Raw genomic sequence first — 24,034 nt, forward strand, 5'->3', positions numbered from 1 at the left:
GGGCACGAGTGCACGCTACTGACCGGTAGGCGTTTCGTCACCCCATCTTCACGAATTCCCCCTCGGTCGGCTTTGTCGGCTTCGCCGGGTCCGCCGGGGGTGCCTCGCGGGGGGTCAGTGTGCCGCGAACGACTCCACGCCGTGCGGGGGAGTGGGCGCGCCGACGGGGGACGGCGCCGAGGGCGCCGGGGTCTGCGCGCGGTCCGCGAGCACCCGGGCGGTCACGATCGGGATCGAGCCGGTGCGCGGCACGTCGGCGGCGGCGGGGGCCGCGGTGAAGCGGGGCTTGCGGCCGGGGCGCCGGCGGAAACGGCGGTCCTCGATGCCCTCCAGGGTCGTCGCGCGCCACACGGCGCCGCCGTTGAGGCGGCCGTCGGGCTGCGGCAGCCACGGCACCTTGCGGGACAGCCAGACGCGGATCGTGGCGTGCTCGACGTCGAGACGGCGCGCGAGGCGCGCGATGTCGTAGAGGTCGTCGAGGTTGTCGCGCGGAGCGGGCTCCGGGGTCGAGGGGACGGTGCCGGCCGTTGCGGGTCGCACGTCGTCTGCAGGCACGTGCGCCAGGGTATCGGGAGCCGAGGTCCCAACGTGTGACGGCTTGGTAACAGGATGTGCACAAGATCTTCGCCTGCTCCGAGCCTCAAGTGGGCTGGACGGTCGTCCGAGACACTTAACGTGTTTCGCGTGAGTGACAGAAAGTGGATCCGGCGTCGGTCGTCGGGTGGCAGGCACGCCGCCCCGGGCCCCGCGTCGACAGCCCTCCCCCGCGCCCTGAACCCGGGCCGCGTGCCCGTCCGCATCGCCCAGACCGGGGTGGCGCTCGGGCTGGTCCTGAGCATGGGCGCGGTCGTCGTAACGGCCGAGGCCGAGGAGCCGAGCCCCGCGTCCGTCGCCGGCGAGGCGGCGCTCGCGCTGGCCACCGAAGCGGGCACCTCGTCGCCGCAGCTGCGCGCGCAGGCGGTCGACGCGGCGATCGCCGCCGTCGACCAGGTCGGGCGCGTGCGGGCCGACGCCGCACAGGTCGCCGTCCCCGAGGACGTGCTCGCCGAGCTCGACGCCGCCACCGCCGACCTGCAGGCCGCGATCGCGCAGGTCGACGCGCAGCCCGTCGTCCGGCGCGACAAGAGCGCCTCGCGCAGCGCCGAGCGTGGCGAGGCGGACCCCACCAGCCCCACCACGACGCCCGACTCGGCCACGATGGGCCCGACCGCCGAGCCCACGACGGACGCGGCCCCCGCGACCGACGACGCGGCCCCCGCCGCATCGCCCGCCGAGACCGACGCCCTCGTCGACACGACGCTCCCCGACACGACCGACCCCCTGACCGCACCGCTGCGCGAGGCGCTCGACCGCGTCCGCCAGGCGGCGCAGGTCGTCCTGAGCACGACCGAGCAGAAGCGGGCCGAGGCCGAGGCCGCGCAGCTCGCCCAGCAGGTCGCCGCCCAGCAGGCCGCGCAGGAGGCCGAGCGCGCCGCCGCCGAGCAGGCGGCCCGGCGGGCCGCGTGGAAGGCGTCGCTGGGCGGCTACGCGAACGGCAAGGTGCCCGCGTCCGCGCTGTGCAGCCCCTCGTTCGCCCCCGCCGCGCAGCTGCGCTGCGACGCGGCCGAGGCCCTCGAGGGTCTCAACGCGGCGTACGTCGCACGGTTCGGCGCGCCCCTGACGATCTCCGACTCCTACCGCTCGTACGCCGGGCAGGTCGCCTGCCGGGCCGCCAAGGGCAGGATGTGCGCCGCGCCGGGCACGTCCAACCACGGCATGGGTGTGGCCGTCGACCTGGGCGGCGGCGTGCAGAGCTTCGGCACCGCGCAGCACCAGTGGATGCGCGACAACGCCCCCTCGTTCCAGTGGATCCTGCCCGACTGGGCCCGCGCCGGTGGCAGCAAGCCGGAGGCGTGGCACTGGGAGTACGTCGGCTGAGTCATACGATCGGCTGCATGACCGAGCCGACGTCGCCGACGCGCCCTCTCGTCGGGCGCGGGGCGGAGCTCGACGACATCGACGAGCTGCTGTCGTCCGTCGCCACGGGCGGGGGAGCGACCGTGCTGCTCGAGGGCGAGGCGGGGGTGGGTCGCACCCGTCTCGTCGAGGCGCTGCAGCGGGCCGCCGAGCTCCTCGGGATCCAGGTCTACCTCGGCCGCGCCGTCGGCCCGACGGCGCCGCCGTACGCGATGCTCACCGACGCCCTGCTGGGGCCCGCGCGCAGCCGCGACGACGCGGGACCCGTCGTGGCCGAGCTGACGGCGCTCCTGGAGGTGCTGCCGCGGGAGCGCTCCGACGCACCCGCCCGGTTCGCGCGCGCGGACGAGCTGTTCGCGGCCCTCGTGCGGCGCCGCGGCGAGGCCGGTCCTTGGGTCCTGGTGCTCGAGGACGTGCACCTGGCCGATCCCTGCACGCTGCACCTGCTCGCCGGGCTCGCCGGTGAGGGGGCGCTGCCGCGCGCGCTGACCGTGATGACGATGCGCGGCGTGCCGCACCGCGCCGACCTTGACGTCGTGGTCGCGGGCTGGACGCGCGCCGGTGCCCGCTACCTCGAGCTGCGGCCGCTGGGACCCGCGGCGACCGTCGAGCTCGCGCAGCACCTGCTGCACACGAGCAGCATCGGTCCGGCGCTGCGCGGCGTGCTCGGGACCACGGGCGGCAACCCCCGCCTCGTCGTCGACGTGGTGCGCACCGCCGAGGCCTGCGGCGTGCTCGAGCGCAGCGGCGGGGTCGTCGAGGCCGTCGGCACGGGATGGCTCGACGAGCTCGACGAGGTCGGGCTGGCCCACGTGCAGCACCTCGGCCCGCAGGTCCTGACGCTGCTCGGGCAGGCGTCGGTGCTCGGGGCGTCCTTCGTCGTCGGGGACCTGGCCGCACTCGCGGGCGAGCCGGTGACGGAGTGCTGGCGGACGCTGCGCGACGGGCTCGCGGCGGGTGTCGTCCACGCGCGCGGGGACCGCCTCGTGTTCCGCCACGACCTGGTCCGCACGTCGCTGTACGCCGCGCTCGACGAGGGGCAGCGCCGCGCGCTGCACGCCCGCGCGGCGTGGGCGCTGCGAGCCGCCGGTGCACCGGCGCACGTCGTCGCGGCCCACCTGGAGCGCGCACGCTGACACCGTGCGGCCTAGGGTCGGACGTGGGCGCGGGCCGCGCCCACCCACCGACGTACGAGGAGTGGACATGCCCACGCGCACCGCACGGACCGCCTGGAACGGCACGCTGCAGGACGGCAGCGGCCAGGTCGAGCTCAGCAGCTCGAAGGTCGGCACGTACGACGTCTCGTTCCCCAAGCGTGCGGCCGAGGACGCCGACGGCACGACGAGCCCCGAGGAGCTCATCGCCGCGGCGCACTCGTCCTGCTACGCGATGCAGCTGTCGGCGGACATCGCCGAGGCCGGCGGGACGCCCGTCGCCCTCGAGGTGACGGCCGACGTGAGCCTGGGCCCCGACCCGGCCGGCGGCTTCCGCATCACGGGCATCGCGCTGAAGGTCCGCGGCGAGGTCGAGGGCCTGGACGAGGCGGGCTTCCGCGCCGCCGCCGAGTCCGCCAAGAAGGGCTGCCCGGTCAGCAAGGCGCTGACGGGCACGGAGATCACGCTGGACGCCGCGCTGGAGTCCTGAGCGCCTGCCTTCCGGACGGCCGGTGCAGGTCCCGGTGGCGCGGTGGGAGACTGCCGATCGTGGCTGTGACGACCGATGCGACCGGGACCGCCGTCCGGGACCTCGTGCACGCCCTGCGTGCCGTCGTGCGCGGGAGCGTGGACGACTCCTCCCGCCGCCGGGCGGAGTACTCCACCGACGCCTCGAACTACCGCGTGGTGCCGCAGGTCGTCGTGTTCCCGCGGGACGTCGACGACGTGCTCGCGGCGCTGTCGGTCGCGCGCGAGACGGGCACGCCGCTGACGTCGCGCGGCGGCGGCACGTCGGTGGCGGGCAACGCGGTCGGGACCGGCATCGTCCTGGACTTCTCGCGGCACGTGAACCGGGTGCTGTCGATCGACCCCGAGGCCCGCACCGCGCGCGTCGAGCCGGGCGTCGTCATGTCGCACCTGCAGCGGGCCGCCGCGCCGCACGGCCTGCGGTTCGGACCCGACCCGTCGACGCAGGCGCGCGCGACCCTCGGCGGCATGATCGGCAACAACGCGTGCGGGCCGCGTGCCGTGGCGTTCGGGCGCACGGCGGACAACGTGGTCGAGCTCGACGTGGTCGACGGCACGGGACGCCGGTTCACCGCCGGTGCCGGAGCGGGCGCGCTGGACGTCGTGCCCGGCCTGGACGCGCTGGTGCGCAGCCACCTCGACGTGGTCCGCACCGAGCTGGGCCGGTTCCGCCGCCAGGTCTCGGGCTACTCCCTGGAGCACCTGGCGCCCGAGCACGGCACCGACCTCGCCAAGATGCTGGTCGGCACCGAGGGCACGCTCGTGACGCTCCTGGGCGCGACGGTGGACCTCGTGCCCGTGCCGTCGGCGCCCGTGCTCGTCGTGCTCGGCTACCCCGACATGGCGACGGCCGCCGACGACGTCCCCGCGCTCCTCGCGCACGCGCCGCTGGCGATCGAGGGCATGGACGCGCGGCTCGTCGACGTGGTGCGGCGCGTCAAGGGCGCCTCCGCGGTGCCGGACCTGCCGCCCGGCGGCGGGTGGATGATGTGCGAGGTCGGCGGTGCGACGCTCGACGAGGCGATGGCCACCGCGCGCGCTCTCGCGGGGTCCGCGGGCACCGACGCGGTCGGGATCTTCCCGCCCGGGCCCGACGCCGCGGCGATGTGGCGGATCCGCGAGGACGGCGCCGGCCTGGGTGGGCGCACGCCGTCGGGCGAGCAGGCGTGGCCGGGGTTCGAGGACTCCGCGGTCCCGCCCGAGCGCCTCGGCGCCTACCTGCGCGAGCTCGAGGCGCTCATGGCGGACCACGGCGTCGACGGCCTGGCGTACGGGCACTTCGGCGACGGGTGCGTGCACCTGCGCCTCGACATCCCGATGACCCGGTCGGGCGAGCCGCTGCGCGCGTTCATGCAGGACGCCGGCGCCCTCGTCGCGCGGCACGGCGGCTCGCTGTCCGGCGAGCACGGCGACGGGCGCGCGCGCTCCGAGCTGCTGCCGCTCATGTACTCGCCGCGCACGATCGACCTGTTCGGTGCCGTCAAGGACCTGTTCGACCCCCGCGACCTGCTCAACCCCGGTGTGCTCGTGCGGCCGCGCCCGCTCGACGCGGACCTGCGCCGTCCCGCGGCGCGCCCGCTGCTCGCGGGTTCCGGCGGGTTCGCGTTCGCGCACGACGGCGGCGACATGACGACCGCGGTGCACCGGTGCGTCGGCGTGGGCAAGTGCCGCGCCGACAACAGCGCCGCGGGCGGGTTCATGTGCCCGTCGTACCTGGCGACGAAGGACGAGAAGGACTCGACGCGGGGCCGTGCGCGCGTGCTGCAGGAGATGGCCAACGGCTCGCTGGTCTCCCGCGGGTGGTCCTCGCCCGAGGTGCACGAGGCCCTCGACCTGTGCCTGAGCTGCAAGGCGTGCTCGTCGGACTGCCCCGCGGGCGTCGACATGGCCCAGTACAAGTCCGAGGTGCTGCACCGCACGTACCGTCGCCGGCTGCGGCCCGTGAACCACTACGCGCTGGGCTGGTTGCCGCGGTGGGCGCGGCTCGTCACGGCCGTGCCGGGGCTCGCGTCGCTCGCGAACGCGGTGCTCGGCGTGCGGCCGGTCGCCAAGGCCGTCCTGGCGCTCGGCGGCATGGACACGCGCCGCCGCATGGTGAACTTCGCGCCCGTGCCGTTCCGCGCGTGGGCGCGCGGCACGGGCCGGCGGTCGGGCGACGTGCGCGTCGTGGGGCGTCGCGACGCCGCGACCGTGACGCTGCCGGTCGACACGGTCGACGAGGCCGGGAACCCCGACGCTGCCGGGAACCCCGCGCCGCGCCCGCCCGTGCTGCTGTGGACCGACTCGTTCAGCGACACCCTGGCCCCGTCCGTCGCGCACGCGGCCGTCGCGGTGCTGCGGGACGCGGGCTACGACGTGCTCGTCCCGGACCACGACGCGTGCTGCGGCCTGACGTGGATCAGCACCGGGCAGCTCGACGGTGCCCGCCACCAGCTCGAGCACCTGCTCGAGGTGCTCGGGCCGTTCGCCGTCAACGGCATCCCGATCGTCGGGCTCGAGCCCTCGTGCACCGCGGTGCTGCGCAGCGACCTCGTCGACCTGCTGCCCGACGACCCCCGGGCCGTCGCCGTGCAGCGCGAGACGCGCACGCTCGCGGAGCTGCTGACCGCGCCGGCACCCGTCGGCCCCGGCGACCGCTGGCAGGTCCCGGACCTGTCCGACGTCACGGCCGTCGTCCAGCCCCACTGCCACCACTACTCGGTCATGACGTGGACGGCCGACCGCCGGCTGCTCACCGACGCGGGCGCCACCTTCTCCGCGCTCGCGGGCTGCTGCGGCCTGGCCGGCAACTTCGGCATGGAGAAGGGCCACTACGACGTGTCGGTGGCCGTCGCCGAGAACGCGCTGCTGCCGGCCCTGCGCGCCGCCGCCCCGGGCGACGTGTACCTGGCGGATGGCTACTCGTGCCGCACGCAGGCCGAGCAGCTCGCGGACGTGCACGGCGTTCACCTGGCCGAGCTGCTGGCGTCCCGCCTGCCCGGGCAGCGCGCGCGGACCGAGGGTGCGGGCGACGCCGTCAGTCCGTGAGCAGGGCCTCCACGCGCTGCACCTTGCCGTCGAGCTCGCCGGTGTGACCGGGGCGGATGTCGGCCTTGAGCACCAGGCTGACGCGGTGCCCGTGCGCGCCGACGGCCTCGGTCGCGCGCCGCACCACGTCCATGACCTCGCCCCACTCGCCCTCGAGGGTCGTGAACATGGCGTCCGTCCGGTTCGGCAGACCGGACTCCCGGACGATGCGGACGGCGTCGGCGACGGCCTGGGACACGGACTCGCCGGCACCGAGCGGCGCGACGGAGAAGGCGATGAGCATGCCTCCACCCTGCCCCCGCGTCGCGCGCGCGTCCACCGGCAGGACGTTCACCTGAACGGTTGACCAGGACGTCGGACGGACCCTGTCCGCCCTCCGACGGGCTGACTGGTCCGCCCGAGATGTGGGACAGTGTCCGGGCGACGCCGCACGCCGCGCCCGCGACGTGTCGACGTCACGACCGCCCCGCTGTGCAAGGAAGGCCCGGACGCGACATGCCGATCTTCGAGCTCGACGACGGGCGCCCACGCCTCGTCCAGCCGATGCAGCCGCTCGCGGGGTCGTTTGCGCAGGAGGTCACCGCCCTGGTCACGCACCACCTCGCCGCGATCGCCGGCGAGCCCCTGTTCGTCGTGCGCGCGCGCGGCACGTCCGACCGCGCCGACCTGCCCGAGATGCTCGCGCTCGACGCGTCCGGGCGCCCCGTCGTGGTCGCCGTCGCCCAGGTGCTCGACGACGACGCGATCGTCGCGGCGCTGCGCCACGGGGGTGCGGCGGCCCGCATGACCACGGCCGACCTGGCGCGTGCCTACCACGTGGACCCCAGCCGGTTCGCGGTCGACTTCGCGGCGTTCCGCGAGCACGTGCCGTTCGGCGCCGCGGCGAGCCGCCGGCACGGCGGCGTGCGGCTGCTGCTGCTGTGCTCCGAGGTGGCGGCCGAGGCCACGGACACCCTGGGCTTCCTGCGCGGCGGCGAGCACCAGGTCGACGTCCTGCAGGTCGGTGTCGTCCGCGGCGACGAGCGTCGCCTCCTCGAGGTCTCCCCGCTGGCCCTGCACGAGGGGGTGCGCCGGACGGTCGAGCCCACGGCGCTGCGCCTCGTGCGCTCGAGCGAGGCGTTCGCGACGGCGATGGCCTACGAGGCCGACCGTGCGCCGGGCCTGCCGGCGGGGCGGCCGAAGTCGCTGCCGACGGGCGAGCTGCGCGCCGTCACGCCGCCCGAGCGCACCGAGCCGCCCGCGCCCACGCCCATCGGCCGCCGGGGGACCGTGACCGAGCCGACGCCCCTGCCCTTCCGCACCGCCGGTCCCACCGCGCAGCCGCCGGAGCCGCCCGCCGAGTCGCCGCGCCACGGGGGTCCCGGCCGGCCCGACGTCACCGAGTGGCCGGGTGACGCGTCCGTCCCGCCGACGGCGTCGATGCTCGAGGGTCCGCCGACGCTCACGCCCGTCGCCGGGCTGCGGGCGGCGGTCGTCGACGGCGCCGGGGCGCGGCCGGCCGACGCCGACGCCCCGACGCCGCCGCGCGGGCAGCCCGCCGCGGAGGTCGTCGACGACGTCCGGCGTCAGCAGCGCCCGGACTGGCCGTTCCCCGAGCTGGCGATGCTCGCCAAGCGGCGGCGCGCCGTCACGACGCTGGTGTGGGTGCGCGAGCGGCGCGGTCAGCGCTTCTCCGCGCTGCTGCGCTCCGACGGCATGATCGAGCTGCCCGACGGCCGCGTCGTGGCCGACCCCGACGTGGCCGCGGCGACGCTGTCCGGCGTCGAGGGCGTCGACGGCTGGCGGGCGTGGCGCCTGGGCGACGGCGGCCCGACGCTCTCGGAGGCCACGGGCACGCTGTGACGTCCGGCGCTCAGCCCCAGCCGTAGGCCACGAGCCACCGCGTGAGCTCGGCGTAGAACCGCTCGCGCGCGGGGTGGGCCGACAGCGTCAGGTCGTGCATGCCCCCGGCGACGCGCACGGTCGTCACCACGGGGCCGAGCTGCACGGCCCGCCGGGCGATCGCCTCGGTGTCGAGCACGATGTCGGCCGTGCGCATCTCCTCGCTCCAGCGGGGGCTGATGAGGGAGCGCGCGGACATCGCGGCGAACACCGGCACGTCGATCGACAGGCCGCGCGCGACGGTCGCGTGCCCCGCGAGCACCGCGCTCAGCCAGCCCGCACGCACCGGGAACGACGGCGTGGGGCGCCACCGCTCGTCGACGGTCCAGTCCCCGCCCGTGACCGCGGCGATCGTCCGCGCGTAGTAGCCGGGGTCGATGTTGGGCAGCGCCGCCTTGGGGTTGAAGCGCGCGACCCGGGCGATCGCGGGGCCCGACAGGTGGCGCACGAGCGAGGACCCCTGGAGCTCGAGCCACGGCGAGTTGAGCACCAGGCCCCGCACGACGCCCGGGTGCCGCGCGACCCACAGGCTGAGCACGAGCCCGCCCGTCGAGTGGCCCATGAGCAGGATGCGCACCACCGAGCCGAGCTCGGCGCGGACCACGTCGAGGGCGGCGCCGACCTCCTCGTCGTACGTGCGCAGGTCCTCGACGTAGCCCGGGGTCTGGTGCAGCCGCAGCGAGCGGCCGTACTTGCGCAGGTCGAGCGCGTAGAACGCGACCCCCTGCGCCTGCCAGTACCGCGCGAGCGGCCGCTGGAAGAAGTAGTCGGACCACCCGTGGACGTAGAGCACGGCCCGCGCCGGGCGCAGCGTCGGGTCGGGCAGGTGGCGCACGAGCGTCGCGGTGACCTCGCCCTCGTCGTCGTCGAGCAGGTCCAGGCGGCGCGCCTCGAAGCCCTCGCCGAGGGCGTCGGGCGACCAGTCGGCCGTCAGGGCGGCGCCGTCCCACAGGGCGGTGTCCGGCGGCGCGGCCACGTCGCCTCAGACCTCGAGGACGATCTTGCCGACGTGCGCGCCGGACGCGAGGCGCGCGAGGCCGTCCGCGGCGCGGGCCAGCGGGTACGTCGAGTCGACGAGCGGCCGGACGCCCGTGCGGGCGAGGAACGCCAGGACGTGGCCCAGCTCGTCCCGCGTCCCCATGGTGGCGCCCACGATGCTGATCTCCTGGAAGAACACCTTGGTCAGCGACGCGGGCTCCGGGTCGCCCGACGTCAGGCCGGCGACCACGATCCGCCCGCCGGGACGCACCGAGCGCACCGAGTGCTCCCACGTCGCGCGGCCGACGGTCTCCAGGACGACGTCGACGCGACCGATGCGGGTGCCCGGCTCGACCGCCTGCGCCGCGCCCAGCCCCAGGGCACGGAACCGCTTGGCGGGGTCCCGCCCGGTGACGACCATCTCGAGCCCCGCTGCGGACCCGAGCTGCACGGCCGCGACCGCGACGCCGCCGCCCGCGCCCTGCACGAGCACGCGCTGCCCGGGCTGGGCGGCGCCGGAGCGGAACAGCATCCGGTACGCCGTGAGGTAGGCGGTGGGGACGCACGCGGCCTCGACGAACGTCAGGTCCGCGGGCTTGTCGACGAGGTTCCAGGCGGGGACGGCGACGCGCTCGGCGAGCGTGCCGGGGTAGCGCTCGGACAGCAGCGTGCGTGGCTCGTCGGCCGGCACGCCGCGCCCGTCGGGCCCGCCCACCACGGCGTGGACGACGACCTCGCGCCCGTCCGCCGTGACGCCGGCGGCGTCGGTGCCCAGCACCATCGGCAGCTGCTGGTCGCGCAGACCGACGCCCCGCAGCGACCACAGGTCGTGGTGGTTGAGCGACGCGGCCCGCACGTCGACCGTCGTCCAGCCGGCCGGGGCCTCGGGCTCGGGCGCGTCCCCGACCTCCAGGCCCGTCAACGGGTCGTCGGGCGAGAAGGACACCACGCGGGCAGACAGCATGCCCCCACGCTAACCGCCCACCCCCCGACGCCCCCCCCCCGCGCCCCCCGCGCGCCCCCCCGTGCGAGAGAGCAATCCAGTCACCCAGGTGACGCCGCGGCCCCCAGGGTGACGGGATTGCTCTCTCGCGACAGGTGGGAGGGGGTTACAGGAGGGGGAGCATGCGGCCCAGGTCGGGGACGGCGTCGGAGGTGTAGCGGGCCTGGAGGGCGAGGGCGAGCTCGTCGACGTCGTACGGAACGCGGCCCGCCGCCAGGCGCACCCACCGGCGCGCGTCGACGACCTCGAGGTCCCACCCGCCGCGGGCCCGGACGATCGTGAGCAGCTCGTCGGCGACGAGGGCGAGGGCTGCCGGGTCGACGGGGTCCGGGACGGCGTCGGCGCTGCGCGCACGGCGCACCGAGCGGTACAGGTCGTCGCCGTGCACGACGAGCTCGAGGACGCGCGAGACCGTCATCGTCGACAGGCGCACCGGGCCGCGGCGGGCCTGCACCACCGGGTCGCCGGGGCCCAGCGTGTCCAGCGCCGCGAGCGCGGCGCGGGCTGACGCCGTCACGTACCCCACCGGGTCGGCTGCGTGCTCGGCGGCGAGGCGCCGCGTCGTCTCCGCGATGTCGTCCGCGCGGTCGGGGTACGACCCGAGGTACTCGCCCAGGGTGAGGGGCAGCGTCCCCTCGGGCGTGGGCGTGCAGACGGCCAGCGCGTCCATCGCGCGGCCCAGGTGCGCCCAGAGCTCGACGACGTTCCACCCCTCCAGCACCGAGGGCTCACGTCCCAGGCGGGGGTCCGCCATGAGGTCGACCCAGTCGTGCAGGCGGTCCCACTGGGCGCGCAGGGCGGTGGCGGCGGTCATGACGTCGACGGACATGCGCCCATGGTGCCGTGTCCCGCCCGTCCTGCGAGCCGGGAGCCGCGCGTGCCACGACGACCGAGGCGCCCCGGCGGCGTCAGCGCGGGCGGACCACCTCGCGCAGGAAGTCCGCGACGTGCTGCCCGACCTGGTCCTCCTCGATGAGGAAGCCGTCGTGCCCGAAGTCGGAGCGCACGTACCGGACGGGTCCCGCCCCGGGGACCGCGGCGGCGACGCGCTCGGACTGCGCGGGTGTGAAGAGCCGGTCGCTGTCCACCGCGATGACCAGGGCCCGCGCCGTGACCTGCGCCAGCGCCGCCTCGACGCCCCCGCGGTCGCGGCCCAGGTCGTGCGTGATCATCGTGCGCGTGAGCGTGACGTAGCTGTTCGCGTCGAACCGCCGGGCCAGCTTGTCGCCGTGGTGGTCGAGATACGACTGGACCGCGAACCGCCCGCCCTCCAGCGGGTCCTCCGCGCCCTGCGGGATGCGACCGAAGCGTGTGTCGAGCTCGACCGCCGAGCGGTACGTCTGGTGCGCGATCTGCCGGGCGATACCCAGGCCCACGTGCGGGCCCTCGCCGGCGGGGACGTCGTAGTAGTCACCGTCGCGGTACCGCGGGTCGGCGAGGATCGCGGCGAGCTGCGTGTGGAAGCCGGCGATCTGGTCGCCCGACGTCTGCGCGCACGTCGCGATGGCGGCGATGGCGTCGACGCGGTCGGGCGCCGAGGCCGCCCACTCCAGGACCCGGTGCCCGCCCATGGACGCGCCGATGACGAGCGCCCAGGAGTCGATGCCGAGCAGGTCGGCCAGCCGCACCTCGGCCGCCACCTGGTCGCGCACGGTCAGCAGCGGGAACCGGCTGCCCCACGGCTGCCCGTCGGGGGCCGTGGACGCGGGGCCGGTCGAGCCCTGGCACCCGCCGAGCACGTTGGGGGCGACGACGAACCAGCGGTCCGTGTCGATCGGCGCCCCGGGGCCCACCATCGACTGCCACCAGCCGGGCGTGGGGTGCCCCGGTCCCGCCTCACCCGTGACGTGCGAGTCGCCCGTCAGGGCGTGCAGGACCAGCACGGCGTTGCTGCCGTCCTCGTCGAGCTCGCCCCACGTCTCGTAGGCCAGCCGGACGGTGGGCAGGCGTCCGCCCGACTCGAGCTTGAGCGGCCCGAGGTCGGCGAACTGCCGCCCGCCGGGGTCGGCGCCGTCGCGCCAGGCGGCGGTGACGGGCACGGGCGGGCGCTCGGGCAGCGGGCGACGGCTGCCGAGCGTCGCGCCGCGTCGGGCACGACGTCCCACGAGCGGGTCCGGGACCCCGACCGCACCCGCCCCCGCACCGGGCTGGGCACCGGGCGTCGCACGCCGGGGCGTGCGGTCCGGGGCCTGCGTGCGGGGGTCGGGCTGCGTCATCGTGCGGGGGCCTTCCGTCGGTGCTCCGGGAGCAGGTTCTCAGGCGTCCTTGGCGGCACGGAAGCCGGCGTCCAGGTCGGCCAGGATGTCATCGATGTGCTCGATGCCGACAGACAGGCGCACGAGGCCCGGGGTGACGCCCGACTGCAGCTGCTGCTCGGGCGTGAGCTGGCTGTGCGTCGTCGACGCGGGGTGGATCACGAGCGAGCGCACGTCGCCGATGTTGGCGACGTTCGAGTGCAGCTCGAGCGCGGACACGAACGCCTGACCGGCGGCCGCGCCCCCGTCGAGCTCGAAGGCCAGGACCGCGCCGGCGCCGCGCGGCGCGTACTTGAGCTGGTTCGCGTGCCACGGGCTGGACTCCAGGCCCGCGTAGTGGACCTTGCGGACCTCGTCGCGTGCCTCGAGCCACCGCGCGACCTTCTGCGCGTTCTCGACGTGCCGCTCGACGCGCAGCGACAGGGTCTCGATGCCCTGCGCGATGAGGAACGCGTTGAACGGGCTGATCGCCGCGCCGAGGTCGCGCAGCAGCTGCACGCGCGCCTTGAGGATGTAGGACAGGTTCACGCCGAACGCGCCGCCGACGCCGAGGTCCCGCGCGAAGACCAGGCCGTTGTAGGACGGGTCGGGCGTGTTGTAGTTGCCGAACCGCTCGGGGTGCTGCGCGTAGTCGAACGTGCCGCCGTCGACGACGACGCCGCCGATCGCGGAGCCGTGCCCGCCGAGGTACTTGGTCGCCGAGTGCACGACGACGTCGGCGCCCCACTGCAGCGGGTTGATCAGGTACGGGGTCGCGACGGTGTTGTCGACGACGAGCGGCACGCCGTGCTCGTGGGCGACGCCTGCGACCAGCTCGATGTCGAGCACGTCGGCCTGGGGGTTGGGGATCGTCTCGGCGAAGAAGAGCTTGGTGTTCGGGCGGATCGCGTCGCGCCACGCCTGCGCGTCGTGCGGGTCGGTGACGAACGTCGTCTCGACGCCCAGCTTGGGCAGCGAGTGCCGGAGCAGGTTGTAGGTGCCGCCGTACAGGCTGGGGGAGGCGACGACGTGGTCACCGGCCTCGGCGACGTTGAGGATCGCGAAGGTCGAGGCCGCCTGGCCGGACGCGAGCAGCAGCGCGCCCACGCCGCCCTCGAGGCTCGCGATGCGGTTCTCCACGACCTCCTGGGTCGGGTTGCCGATGCGCGTGTAGATCGGCCCGAGGTCCTTGAGCGCGAAGCGGTCGGCGGCCTGCTCGGCGGAGTCGAAGACGAACGAGGTCGTCTGGTAGATCGGCAGGGCCCGCGCGCCGGTGGTGGCGTCGGCGGACTGGCCCGCGTGGATCTGGCGGGTCTCGAAGCTCCAGCTCTCGTTGCTCATGGTGTGCTCCTCGCCGGCGCTGGCCGGTGGTCGGTGGGTGAGGGACTGTCACCGAGGAGCGCGCCGTCGACGCCCGCCCCGCGGGGGGTCAGGGGATGCGCACGTGCCGGGCCCGGGCTGACCGCGGTACCGACACCTCGACGTGGGGGCGGGCCTGCTCGCGGGCAGGGCAGAACGTGCGCTGGTCAGCGACACATTCGACGGGGCATGCCACGACACTACGACGTCCGTCCCATTCCTCGACACGCCCGTCTTGTCATGCGAGACGGTGCACGCTCGGATGCCGGGCAGCGGTCGCTCGGAGGGCGAGCGGCGCCCGTGGTCCGTGCGCCCCGCGCCGCGAGGGGGAGCGGGCCCAGCGGCTCCCGCCGCACGGCGTCCCGGCGGCCCCCGACGACGCCCGCGCGGCGGTTCACCCGATCGGCGCAGCGGGTCTGTCCGGTTTGCTCCCGAACCACAACCATGTGACTTCTGGGACGTGTGTGACAGGTGTTCTCTTGTGGGAAACCCACAGGTAGCGTGCCCCACGTGCGTGACGCAGGCGTGACACCCGACCCCCGACCGACCCCTCCAGCAGGGGTCGTGACGGCGTGCGCGCACGCCGCCCGCCGACCGGTCGGGTGGCGGGTGCCGCGCGGGCTCGCGGTGCTCCCGGTCGGCCTGCTGACCCTCGGGCTCGTGGTGACGCCCGCCGCGGCCGCGCCGTCCGGTGACGACGTCCGCGACGCCCGGTCCGCGGTCGGTCGTGCGCAGCAGTCGGTCGCCCAGATGGAGGTCCGGCTCGCCCAGCTCGCCACGGCGGCCGAGTCGGCCGAGGTCGCGGTCCAGACCTCTGCCGAGTCCTACACGCAGGCCGTCGCGGACGCCGAGACCGCCCGCACGCGCGCCCAGGACGCCGCCGGCCGCTCGGCGCAGGCCGCCGAGCAGGCCGAGGTGGCCCGGCGCAAGCTCGTGACGTTCGCGCGCCAGCTCGCCCGCACCGGCGGGTCGAACGACCTGCTGCAGGCCGCGCTGTCCGCCGACGGCTTCCAGGACGTCGCCCGGCGCACCACGTCCCTCAACCAGGCCACGGGCAAGGCCGACGAGGCCGTGCAGGAGTACCAGGCGACGCTGCTGGTCGCCTCGACGATGGAACGGCGCTCCGCCGCCGCCGCACAGGCCGCCGGCGACGCCGCCGCGGCCGCGCAGAGCGCGCTCGACGAGGCGCGCCGCACGCAGACGCAGACCGAGGAGTCGTTCGCCGCGGGGCAGGCGGAGCGTGACGGGCTGATCTCGGCCCTCGCCGCGGCCCGGCAGACCAGCGCCGAGGTCGAGCGGGCCCGCCAGGACGCCGTCGACGCCGAGCGTCGTGCGCGCGCGGAGGCGGCGGCGCAGACGCAGCGCACGCAGGCGCCCGCGCCCGGCGCGTCGTCGGGCGCCGGCACGGGCTCCACGGGCGGCGGCACGGCCCCCGCACCGGGCAACGGGTCGGGGTCCGGATCGTCCGGGGGAGCGGCACCGGCCAACCCCGCGCCCGCCCCGAACCCGGCGCCCGCACCCAACCCCGCGCCCGCACCCAACCCCGCGCCCGCCCCGGCGCCCGCGCCCGCCCCGGCCCCGGCCCCGGCCCCGGCACCCGCGCCCGCCCCGTCCAGCCCCTACGGCCTGGGCACCGGCACGTCGCGCGGCTCGGCCGGCGCCGGCGCCGCGGCGGCCGCCTGGGCGCAGAGCAAGGTGGGCATCCCGTACGTGTACGGCGGCTCGGGCCCCGACGGCTACGACTGCTCCGGGCTGACCAGCCAGGCGTGGCGCGCCGCGGGCGTCAGCATCAACCGCACGTCGCGGGACCAGTACAAGCAGGTCCTCAAGATCGGCTACGACCAGCTGCGCCCGGGCGACCTGGTGTTCTGGGGCGACAACCCGAACGACCCGAACAGCATCTACCACGTGGCGATGTGGGTCGGGAACGGCCAGATCATGGAGGCGTCGAAGCCCGGCGTCCCGCTGCGCGTGACGTCGATGCGCTGGTCGAAGACGATGCCCTTCGCGGGACGTCCCTGACCGGTCACCTCACGCGGCGACGCCCTCCCACCCGTGAACGGGGGGAGGGCGTCGGCGTACGCGGGTCAGTGGTTGTAGTACCCCGAGTCGATCGCGCGCTGGCGCGACCTCTCGATCTCGGCCTCCGCCTCGGCACGGCCCGTCCAGTGGGCGCCCTCGACGGACTTGCCCGGCTCCAGGTCCTTGTAGACCTCGAAGAAGTGCTGGATCTCCAGGCGGTGGAAGTCGGAGACGTCGTCGATGTCCTGGCGCCACGCCGCGCGCTGGTCACCGGTCGGGACGCACAGCACCTTGTCGTCGCCGCCCGCCTCGTCGCGCATGCGGAACATCCCGAGCGCGCGGCAGCGGATCAGGCAGCCGGGGAAGGTCGGCTCCTCCAGCAGCACGAGCGCGTCCAGAGGGTCACCGTCCTCACCGAGGGTGCCCTCGATGAACCCGTAGTCGTCCGGGTAGCGCGTCGAGGTGAAGAGCATGCGGTCGAGACGGATACGCCCCGTGGCGTGGTCCACCTCGTACTTGTTGCGCTGCCCCTTGGGGATCTCGATCGTGACGTCGAACTCCACTGTGCTTTCCTCCACGCGTCCCCGCCCGTCGGCGGTGGGGGTCGATCGGCCTGTGGGCGCGTCGTCGTCCCCGGGCGCCGCTGTCTCGGACAGTAGTCTGACGCACCGATGCGGCGGTACCGGAACCGCGCTCCGACGAGACGGGTGACGATGACCACAGCGGCACGGGTAGCGGGGGTGGGCACTCTCGTGGTGGTCCTCGCGGCCGGTGGCTACGCGGCGGCCGACGCGTACGACGTCGTGCCCGGCATCGTCACCCTCGCGCCGCCCGTCCCGGACCCGCTGCCCTTCCCGACGGCGCCGGGCGCCGTCGAGCCCACGGCGGTGCCGCGCGCCGTGGGGGACCTGGACCCGCAGGTCCCGCTCCCCGCGCCGGACCAGGTCCAGGCGCTGGTCGACGCGCTCGTCGCGGACCCGCGGCTCGGCCCGAGCGTGGGCGTCACCGTCGTGGACCAGCTGACCGGCGAAGTCCTGGCGGGGAGCACGCCGCAGGTCGGACGCGTGCCGGCGTCCACCGCGAAGGTCCTCACGGGCGTCGCGGCGCTGACCGCCCTGGACCCGGACGCGACGCTGGCGACCCGTGTGGTGCGCGTCGACGACGGCACGATCGCGCTCGTCGGAGGCGGCGACATGATGCTCGCGGCCGGCGCGGGCGACCCCGCCGCGACCTACGGCCGGGCCGGGATGGCGGATTTGGCAGCGCGCACCGCCGCGTCCCTGGCGCTGCAGGGCGTGACCAGCGTGCGCCTGGTGGTCGACGACGCGCTGTTCACCGGCCCGGCGGTCAGCCCGACCTGGGACCCCGCCAACGTGGGCGAGGGGTTCGTCGCACCCGTCACCGCGCTCGCGGTCGACGTCGGCCGCCTGCGCGAGGGCGAGTACGCGCCGCGGTCCGCCGACCCGTCCCTGCAGGCCGCCAAGGTCTTCGCCGAGCGGCTGTCCGAGGTGGGCGTGACCGTCGAGGGCACCCCGGTGCGCGGCGCGGCCGGCGACGGCGCCGAGCTCGCGCGCGTGGAGTCCGCGCCGGTCGTGGACGTCGTGCACTACTTCCTCGAGACGTCCGACAACTCGATCACCGAGGTCGTCTCGCGGCTCGTCGCGCTCGACGCCGGCCTGCCGCCCAGCTTCGACGGCGGCACCCAGGCGGTGCTGAGGCAGGTCGCGACGCTCGGGGTGGACGTGTCGGGCGCACGGCTCGCCGACGCCTCGGGCCTCGGGGACGGCTCGTCGCTGTCGCCCGCGCTGCTGGCCGACGTCGTGCGCCTGACGACGGATCCCGCCCACCCCGCCCTGCGGGACGTGGCCGTCGGCATGCCGGTGGGCGGCCTGACGGGCACGCTGGCGGACCGCTTCACGTCGTCCGGGGCCAGGGGTCTCGTGCGCGCCAAGACGGGGTCGCTGCCGCACGTGACGTCGCTGGCCGGCACGGTCCTGGACTCCCAGCGCCGTCAGCTCGTGTTCGCCGTCATGGCGGACCAGACGCCCGACGGCGGGCAGTGGGCGCCGCGGCAGGCGATCGACGGGTTCGTCGCGTCGCTGGCGGGCTGCGGCTGCCGCTGACGGCCGCCCGCTGCGCCCCGGCGCCCCGGCGTCCCGCGGGTTACCGTGAGCCGGTGCAGCCCACCGCCCCCGGCCCCGTCGACTGGCGCGCGGCCGCGCGCCTGGCCGGTCGGGTCGCCGCCCCCGGCCCGGTCGCCGACCGGGCGACCCTCGTCGAGCTCGTGACGGACCTGCGGCTGGCGGCCGCGGTCGCGGCCCGGCACGTCGCCGGCGCGACCGGTCTGACGCCCGCCGACGGGCGCGACCCCGCCCACATCTCGCGCGTCCTCGTCGTGGACCGGCCCCGCTGGGCGGCCGCGAACGCCGAGATGTTCGCCGTCATGGCGGCGCCCCTGGCGACGCGCCGCGACGGCACCCCGGTCGAGGTGCCCGACGCGGCCCGGCTGGCCGCCGCCGCGCAGGTCGGCGGCGTCCTCGCCCTGCTGTCCGGGAAGGTCATCGGGCAGTACGACCCGTTCACGGCCGAGCCCGGGCAGCCGGGGCGTCTGCTGCTGGTCGCTCCCAACGTGCTGGCCACCGAGCGTCAGCTCGGCGTCGACGGGCACGACTTCCGCCTGTGGGTGGCGCTGCACGAGCAGACGCACGCCCTGCAGTTCGCGGCCGCGCCCTGGCTCGCCGCCCACCTGCGCGCACGCTCGGCGGAGCTGCTGTCCGACCTGGCGGACCTCGCGCCCGGCGCCGACCACGAGCGCCTCGGCCTGCCCCGGCTCGACGACGTCCTCGGCGCGCTCGTGCGGGCCGTCACGGACGGTGACGGCGGCGTCCTGGCGCTGCTCACGCCGCGGCAGCGCGAGGTGTTCGACGAGGTCGGCGCCGTCATGGCCCTGCTCGAGGGGCACGCCGACGTGATGATGGACGAGGTCGGCCCGCGCGTCGTGCCGACCGTGCGGGCCATCCGGCGCGCGTTCGAGCGGCGACGCGACGCCGCGGCGAGCGCCAAGGGCGTGGACCGCCTGCTGCGGCGCGTGCTGGGCATGGACCTCAAGCTCGCGCAGTACCGCGACGGTGCGGCGTTCGTCCGGGCCGTGCGGGGACGCGTGGGTCTCGACGGCTTCAACGCGGTGTGGAGCGGCCCGCAGGCGCTGCCCACCGCCGCCGAGATCAGCGACCCGGTGGCGTGGGTCCGCCGGGTGCACGGATGACCGCGCACGGATGACGGCGCACCCGTGACGGGCCCGGCGCCGGCCGTCGCGGCCGTGCGCGTGGCCGTGCGGCGCGCGCTCGCCGACGTCGCTCCGGGCCGGACGGTGCTCGTGGCGTGCTCGGGCGGCGCGGACTCCCTGGCCCTCGCGGCCGGGCTGGCGTGGGAGGCCCGCGCGGGCGACACGTGGCGCGCCGGGGCGGTCGTCGTCGACCACGGCCTGCAGCACGGCTCGCACGACGTCGCCCGGGACGCCGCCGCCACCTGTCGCGCGCTCGGGCTCGACCCCGTGCGGGTCGTCCGCGTCGACGTCGGGACGGCCGGTGGGCCCGAGGCCGCCGCCCGCACGGCCCGCTACCGCGCGCTCGAGGCCGTCGCCGACGAGCTCGACGCCGCCGCCGTGCTCCTGGGTCACACGCTCGACGACCAGGCCGAGACGGTCCTGCTGGCGCTCGCCCGCGGGTCGGGGGAGCGCGCGCTGGCGGGCATGCGGCCCGTGCGGGGGCGCCTGCGCCGGCCCCTGCTGGGGCTGCGGCGCGCGGACACCGAGGCGGCCTGCGCGGCCCAGGGGCTCGTGGCCTGGCACGACCCCACCAACGGCCGGCCCGCCCACGGCCCGCCCGCCGCCCTGCCCGCCGTGCCCGCCGCGGACCTGCCGCTGCGCAGCCGCGTCCGCACCGAGGTGCTGCCGGTGCTCGAGGCGGTCCTCGGGCCGGGCGTCGCGCAGGCGCTGGCGCGCACGGCCGACGCGCTCGCGGACGCGACCGACGCGGTCGACGCCGCGGCCGCCGCCCTCCTCGCGGAGGCCCTCGACGAGCGCGCGCCCGACGCTCGCCCCGGGGACGTCGTGCTCGACGTCGCGCCGCTCGCGGACGCCCCCGCCGCCGTCCGACGACGTGCGCTGCACGACGCCGCGGTGCGCGCCGGATGCCCGCCCGGTGCGCTCGTGCGCGTCCAGGTGCTGGCCGTCGAGGCGCTGGTGACCGCGTGGCGCGGGCAGGGCCCCGTCCACCTGCCCGGCGGCCGGGTCGCGTCACGTGCGTGTGGCAGGCTCTACCTCGTCCTGCCGAACGCGGGCGGCGACGAGGCGGGTGACGCCCGCCCACGCACGGGGACCGGCGGGCCGCGGCCCGCGGATCACGACGACCAGCACGACGACCGGGAGTGAGCGGTGGACGCGGCGGACATGGGTGACGACCTCGAGCGGGTGCTCCTCACGGAGGAGCAGCTGCACGCGCGCCTCGACGAGATGGCGGCGCAGATCGACGCGGACTACGCGGGTGAGCGGCTGCTGCTCGTCGGCGTGCTCAAGGGCGCCGTGATGGTGATGGCCGACCTCGCGCGCCGCCTGCACGGCGACGTGTCGATGGACTGGATGGCGGTGTCGTCCTACGGGTCGGGCACCAAGTCGTCGGGTGTCGTGCGCATCCTCAAGGACCTCGACTCCGACCTCACGGGCCGTCACGTGCTCATCGTCGAGGACATCATCGACTCGGGCCTGACGCTGTCGTGGCTGCTGTCCAACCTGCGTTCGCGCGGACCGGCGACGGTCGAGATCGCGACGATGCTCCGCAAGCCCGAGGCGGCGAAGGTCGAGGTGCCGGTGCGGTACGTCGGGTTCGACATCCCGACGGAGTTCGTCGTCGGGTACGGCCTGGACTACGACGAGCGGTACCGCAACCTGCCGTTCGTCGGGACGCTCGCGCCGCACGTCTACCAGTCCTGACGAGGCCCCGGCACGCGGGTCGCGTGGCCTGTGCCCTGGGCGAACACCGCCGGGGTGCCGCAGGTCCACCGTGTACTTTCAAGGGCAGTGTCCCGTCGAGCGGAGGATGAGGGGCCACGCCCCGATCGCCCATGAACTTCAAGCGTCTCTTCCGCGGCCCCTTCATCTGGGTCGCCCTGGCCGTCGCCCTGTCGCTGGCGGCCTTCGGCATGCTCCAGATGCCGTCCGTGCAGCAGGTCGACACGTCCGTCGGTCTCGAGCTGCTCCAGGACGGCAAGGTCGAGCAGGCCCTCGTCACCGAGGGGACGCAGCGCGTCGACCTCACGCTGAGCGAGGCCTACGACCCCGACCCGGACGAGCCGGGCGACCTCGGCACGCAGGTCTACTTCTTCTACGTGACGCCCCAGGGCCCGCAGGTGATCGACGCGATCACCGCGGCGGACCCCGCGGACGGCTTCACGTCCAAGGTCCCGCAGCCGACGTGGTGGGGCAGCCTGCTGAGCCTCGTGCTGCCGTTCGTCATCATCCTGGGCCTGTTCTGGTTCCTCATGTCGAACATGCAGGGCGGCGGCTCGAAGGTCATGAGCTTCGGCAAGTCCAAGGCGAAGCTGGTGAGCAAGGAGTCGCCCAAGGTCACGTTCGCCGACGTCGCGGGTGTCGACGAGGCGGTCGAGGAGCTGCAGGAGATCAAGGAGTTCCTCGCCGAGCCGGCCAAGTTCCAGGCCGTCGGGGCCAAGATCCCCAAGGGCGTCCTGCTGTACGGCCCCCCGGGGACGGGCAAGACCCTGCTGGCGCGCGCCGTGGCGGGCGAGGCGGGTGTGCCGTTCTACTCGATCTCCGGCTCGGACTTCGTCGAGATGTTCGTCGGCGTCGGGGCGAGCCGCGTGCGCGACCTGTTCCAGCAGGCCAAGGAGAACAGCCCCGCGATCATCTTCGTCGACGAGATCGACGCGGTCGGCCGCCACCGCGGCGCCGGCCTGGGCGGCGGGCACGACGAGCGCGAGCAGACGCTCAACCAGATGCTCGTCGAGATGGACGGCTTCGACGTCAAGACGAACGTCATCCTCATCGCCGCGACCAACCGCCCCGACATCCTCGACCCCGCGCTGCTGCGCCCCGGCCGCTTCGACCGGCAGGTCGCGGTCGACCCGCCGGACCTCAAGGGCCGCGAGCGCATCCTCGCGGTGCACGCGCAGGGCAAGCCGATGGCGCCGGGCGTCGACCTCGCGGTCGTCGCGCGCCGCACCCCGGGGTTCAGCGGTGCCGACCTGGCCAACGTGCTCAACGAGGCGGCGCTGCTCACGGCCCGCACCGGCGGGCAGGTCATCGACGACCACGCGCTCGACGAGGCGATCGACCGCGTCATCGCCGGCCCGCAGAAGCGCACGCGCGTCATGAACGTCAAGGAGCTGAAGATCACGGCGTACCACGAGGGTGGCCACGCCCTGGTGGCGGCCGCGCTGCGGTACACCGACCCCGTGACGAAGGTGACGATCCTGCCCCGCGGGCGGGCGCTCGGCTACACGATGGTCATGCCGATGGAGGACAAGTACTCCACGACGCGCAACGAGCTGCTCGACACGCTCGCGTACGCGATGGGCGGCCGGGTCGCCGAGGAGCTCGTGTTCCACGACCCGACGACGGGTGCGAGCAACGACATCGAGAAGGCCACGTCGACGGCCCGCAAGATGGTCACGCAGTACGGCATGAGCGCGCGGCTCGGCGCGATCAAGCTCGGCGGGGAGTCCTCCGAGATGTTCCTCGGCCGCGACGTGGGCCACCAGCGGGACTACTCCGAGGAGGTCGCGGGCGCGATCGACATCGAGGTACGGGCGCTCATCGAGCGCGCGCACGACGAGGCGCGCGACATCCTGGTCGAGTACCGCGACGTGCTGGACGCCCTCGTGCTCGAGCTGCTGGAGAAGGAGACCCTGAACCAGGAGCAGCTCGCGACGATCTTCGAGCCCATCACCAAGCGTCCCCCGCGCGAGGTCTGGGTCTCGGGCGACGAGCGCACCACCGACCGCGGTCCCGTCATGACCCCGGCGGAGCAGGCCGCGCTCAACGGCCACCCGGTCATCCCGCAGGACGAGGCGGCCGCGGCCCACACGGAGCGTCCCCCGACCGCCGTGGTGGAGCTGCCGCCGAGCGGCACGCCCGACGCTGACGGGCCGCGCTGACGTGACGGACGCGACGGTCCCCGCGGCCGACGGTGCGCGCTCGGTCATCTCCCCGACCCGTGTCGGCGGCGGCCGCGCCGTCGGGCCGTACGACGAGGAGCGCGCCGCGCGGGCCGTGCGCGAGCTGCTGCTCGCCGTCGGCGAGGACCCGGACCGTGAGGGTCTGCGCGAGACACCGGCGCGCGTCGCCCGGGCGTACCGCGAGATCTTCGCGGGGCTCACGATGGACGCGCGCGACGTCCTCACGACGACCTTCGACCTCGGGCACGAGGAGATGGTCCTGGTGCGTGACATCGAGGTGTACTCGACGTGCGAGCACCACCTGGTGCCGTTCCACGGCGTCGCGCACGTCGGCTACATCCCCGGCGCGAACGGTCGCATCACGGGCCTGTCGAAGCTCGCGCGGCTGGTCGACGTGTACGCGCGACGCCCGCAGGTGCAGGAGCGGCTGACCTCGCAGATCGCCGACGCGCTCGTCGACGTGCTCGACCCCCGGGGCGTCCTGGTCGTCGTCGAGTGCGAGCACCTGTGCATGTCGATGCGCGGCGTCCGCAAGCCGGGTTCGCGGACCGTGACCTCCGCCGTGCGTGGCCAGATGCGCGACGTCGCGACCCGGGCCGAGGCCATGAGCCTGGTCACGGGGCGCTGACGGGGCCGACGTGGAGACGCGGGTGAGCACGCAGGGTGCCGACCGGCCCGGGCCGCGGCTGACCGCGCTGCCG

20 protein-coding genes are annotated in these 24,034 nt (G+C 75.5%); 12 read left to right on the top strand and 8 right to left on the bottom strand.

Annotated features, from left to right (window positions below; translation table 11 throughout):
* Nucleotides 1-114: 114 nt before the first annotated feature.
* Entirely contained in the window at nucleotides 115-555 is a 441-nt protein-coding gene (locus tag KKR89_RS03040) for a hypothetical protein (RefSeq protein WP_208197211.1), read from the bottom strand.
* A 231-nt stretch (nucleotides 556-786) separates the two neighbouring features.
* On the opposite strand from KKR89_RS03040, the gene KKR89_RS03045 reads away from it, so the two are divergent.
* The 4 genes from KKR89_RS03045 (at nucleotide 787) to KKR89_RS03060 (ending at nucleotide 6,665) form a co-directional block, all read left to right on the top strand.
* Complete coding sequence (locus KKR89_RS03045) at nucleotides 787-1,917, top strand: M15 family metallopeptidase (protein WP_208197212.1); 1,131 nt, start codon at nucleotides 787-789, stop codon at nucleotides 1,915-1,917.
* 17 nt (nucleotides 1,918-1,934) lie between these two features.
* Nucleotides 1,935-3,092 carry an AAA family ATPase gene (locus tag KKR89_RS03050; protein ID WP_208197213.1) on the top strand — a complete coding sequence of 386 codons (1,158 nt, stop codon included), beginning with the start codon at nucleotides 1,935-1,937 and terminating at the stop codon, nucleotides 3,090-3,092.
* A gap of 67 nt (nucleotides 3,093-3,159) precedes the next feature.
* Nucleotides 3,160-3,600, top strand: a complete 441-nt coding sequence (locus KKR89_RS03055) for an OsmC family peroxiredoxin (RefSeq protein ID WP_208197214.1) — start codon at nucleotides 3,160-3,162, stop codon at nucleotides 3,598-3,600.
* Nucleotides 3,601-3,659: 59 nt separating this feature from the next.
* On the top strand, nucleotides 3,660-6,665 hold the full coding sequence (locus KKR89_RS03060; protein ID WP_208197215.1) for an FAD-binding and (Fe-S)-binding domain-containing protein: 3,006 nt from the start codon (nucleotides 3,660-3,662) through the stop codon (nucleotides 6,663-6,665).
* Here the strand turns inward: KKR89_RS03060 and KKR89_RS03065 are convergent.
* A complete protein-coding gene (locus KKR89_RS03065; protein WP_208197216.1) occupies nucleotides 6,655-6,948 on the bottom strand; it encodes an MTH1187 family thiamine-binding protein in 294 nt (97 codons plus the stop codon). The two genes, KKR89_RS03060 and KKR89_RS03065, sit on opposite strands and share 11 nt — an antisense overlap.
* A 212-nt stretch (nucleotides 6,949-7,160) precedes the next feature.
* Here KKR89_RS03065 and KKR89_RS03070 point away from each other — a divergent pair, with 212 nt between their 5' ends.
* A complete protein-coding gene (locus KKR89_RS03070) occupies nucleotides 7,161-8,507 on the top strand; it encodes a restriction system modified-DNA reader domain-containing protein (protein WP_208197217.1) in 1,347 nt (448 codons plus the stop codon).
* Between the two features lie 10 nt (nucleotides 8,508-8,517).
* Here KKR89_RS03070 and KKR89_RS03075 read toward each other — a convergent pair whose 3' ends face one another.
* The 5 genes from KKR89_RS03075 to KKR89_RS03095 form a co-directional block, all read right to left on the bottom strand.
* Nucleotides 8,518-9,522: an alpha/beta hydrolase gene (locus KKR89_RS03075; protein ID WP_208197218.1), complete on the bottom strand. Its 1,005-nt coding sequence runs from the start codon at nucleotides 9,520-9,522 to the stop codon at nucleotides 8,518-8,520.
* A gap of 6 nt (nucleotides 9,523-9,528) precedes the next feature.
* The gene (locus KKR89_RS03080) at nucleotides 9,529-10,488 is read right to left on the bottom strand and encodes a zinc-binding dehydrogenase (protein ID WP_208197219.1); all 960 of its coding nucleotides are present in this window, start codon (nucleotides 10,486-10,488) and stop codon (nucleotides 9,529-9,531) included.
* A gap of 145 nt (nucleotides 10,489-10,633) precedes the next feature.
* Nucleotides 10,634-11,356 (bottom strand): maleylpyruvate isomerase N-terminal domain-containing protein, encoded by a 723-nt coding sequence (locus tag KKR89_RS03085; RefSeq protein ID WP_208197220.1) that lies wholly within the window; start codon nucleotides 11,354-11,356, stop codon nucleotides 10,634-10,636.
* Nucleotides 11,357-11,435: 79 nt separating this feature from the next.
* On the bottom strand, nucleotides 11,436-12,743 hold the full coding sequence (metX, locus tag KKR89_RS03090) for a homoserine O-acetyltransferase MetX (RefSeq protein ID WP_208197221.1): 1,308 nt from the start codon (nucleotides 12,741-12,743) through the stop codon (nucleotides 11,436-11,438).
* A gap of 39 nt (nucleotides 12,744-12,782) precedes the next feature.
* On the bottom strand, nucleotides 12,783-14,102 hold the full coding sequence (locus tag KKR89_RS03095; protein WP_208197222.1) for a bifunctional o-acetylhomoserine/o-acetylserine sulfhydrylase: 1,320 nt from the start codon (nucleotides 14,100-14,102) through the stop codon (nucleotides 12,783-12,785).
* Between the two features lie 582 nt (nucleotides 14,103-14,684).
* On the opposite strand from KKR89_RS03095, the gene KKR89_RS03100 reads away from it, so the two are divergent.
* Nucleotides 14,685-16,142 (top strand): C40 family peptidase, encoded by a 1,458-nt coding sequence (locus KKR89_RS03100; protein WP_251140995.1) that lies wholly within the window; start codon nucleotides 14,685-14,687, stop codon nucleotides 16,140-16,142.
* Nucleotides 16,143-16,207: 65 nt separating this feature from the next.
* Here the strand turns inward: KKR89_RS03100 and KKR89_RS03105 are convergent, their stop codons facing one another.
* Complete coding sequence (locus KKR89_RS03105) at nucleotides 16,208-16,705, bottom strand: inorganic diphosphatase (RefSeq protein ID WP_191780394.1); 498 nt, start codon at nucleotides 16,703-16,705, stop codon at nucleotides 16,208-16,210.
* A gap of 177 nt (nucleotides 16,706-16,882) precedes the next feature.
* Here KKR89_RS03105 and dacB point away from each other — a divergent pair, with 177 nt between their 5' ends.
* The 6 genes from dacB to folE all read left to right on the top strand — a co-directional run bounded on the left by dacB (nucleotide 16,883) and on the right by folE (nucleotide 23,961).
* Nucleotides 16,883-18,265 (top strand): D-alanyl-D-alanine carboxypeptidase/D-alanyl-D-alanine endopeptidase, encoded by a 1,383-nt coding sequence (gene dacB / locus KKR89_RS03110; protein WP_307802230.1) that lies wholly within the window; start codon nucleotides 16,883-16,885, stop codon nucleotides 18,263-18,265.
* Between the two features lie 53 nt (nucleotides 18,266-18,318).
* A complete protein-coding gene (locus tag KKR89_RS03115) occupies nucleotides 18,319-19,407 on the top strand; it encodes a zinc-dependent metalloprotease (protein WP_208197223.1) in 1,089 nt (362 codons plus the stop codon).
* A 24-nt stretch (nucleotides 19,408-19,431) separates the two neighbouring features.
* Nucleotides 19,432-20,574, top strand: a complete 1,143-nt coding sequence (gene tilS, locus KKR89_RS03120; protein WP_208197224.1) for a tRNA lysidine(34) synthetase TilS — start codon at nucleotides 19,432-19,434, stop codon at nucleotides 20,572-20,574.
* A 3-nt stretch (nucleotides 20,575-20,577) separates the two neighbouring features.
* Nucleotides 20,578-21,132, top strand: coding sequence for a hypoxanthine phosphoribosyltransferase (gene hpt / locus KKR89_RS03125; RefSeq protein ID WP_208197225.1), 555 nt, complete (start codon nucleotides 20,578-20,580; stop codon nucleotides 21,130-21,132).
* Nucleotides 21,133-21,263: 131 nt separating this feature from the next.
* Nucleotides 21,264-23,312 carry an ATP-dependent zinc metalloprotease FtsH gene (gene ftsH, locus KKR89_RS03130; RefSeq protein WP_208197226.1) on the top strand — a complete coding sequence of 683 codons (2,049 nt, stop codon included), beginning with the start codon at nucleotides 21,264-21,266 and terminating at the stop codon, nucleotides 23,310-23,312.
* 46 nt (nucleotides 23,313-23,358) lie between these two features.
* Nucleotides 23,359-23,961 carry a GTP cyclohydrolase I FolE gene (gene folE / locus KKR89_RS03135; protein WP_208197318.1) on the top strand — a complete coding sequence of 201 codons (603 nt, stop codon included), beginning with the start codon at nucleotides 23,359-23,361 and terminating at the stop codon, nucleotides 23,959-23,961.
* The last annotated feature ends 73 nt before the right edge of the window (nucleotides 23,962-24,034 follow it).

Origin of the sequence: Cellulomonas dongxiuzhuiae (assembly GCF_018623035.1) — a bacterium.
In the GTDB taxonomy this organism is placed as follows: domain Bacteria; phylum Actinomycetota; class Actinomycetes; order Actinomycetales; family Cellulomonadaceae; genus Cellulomonas; species Cellulomonas dongxiuzhuiae.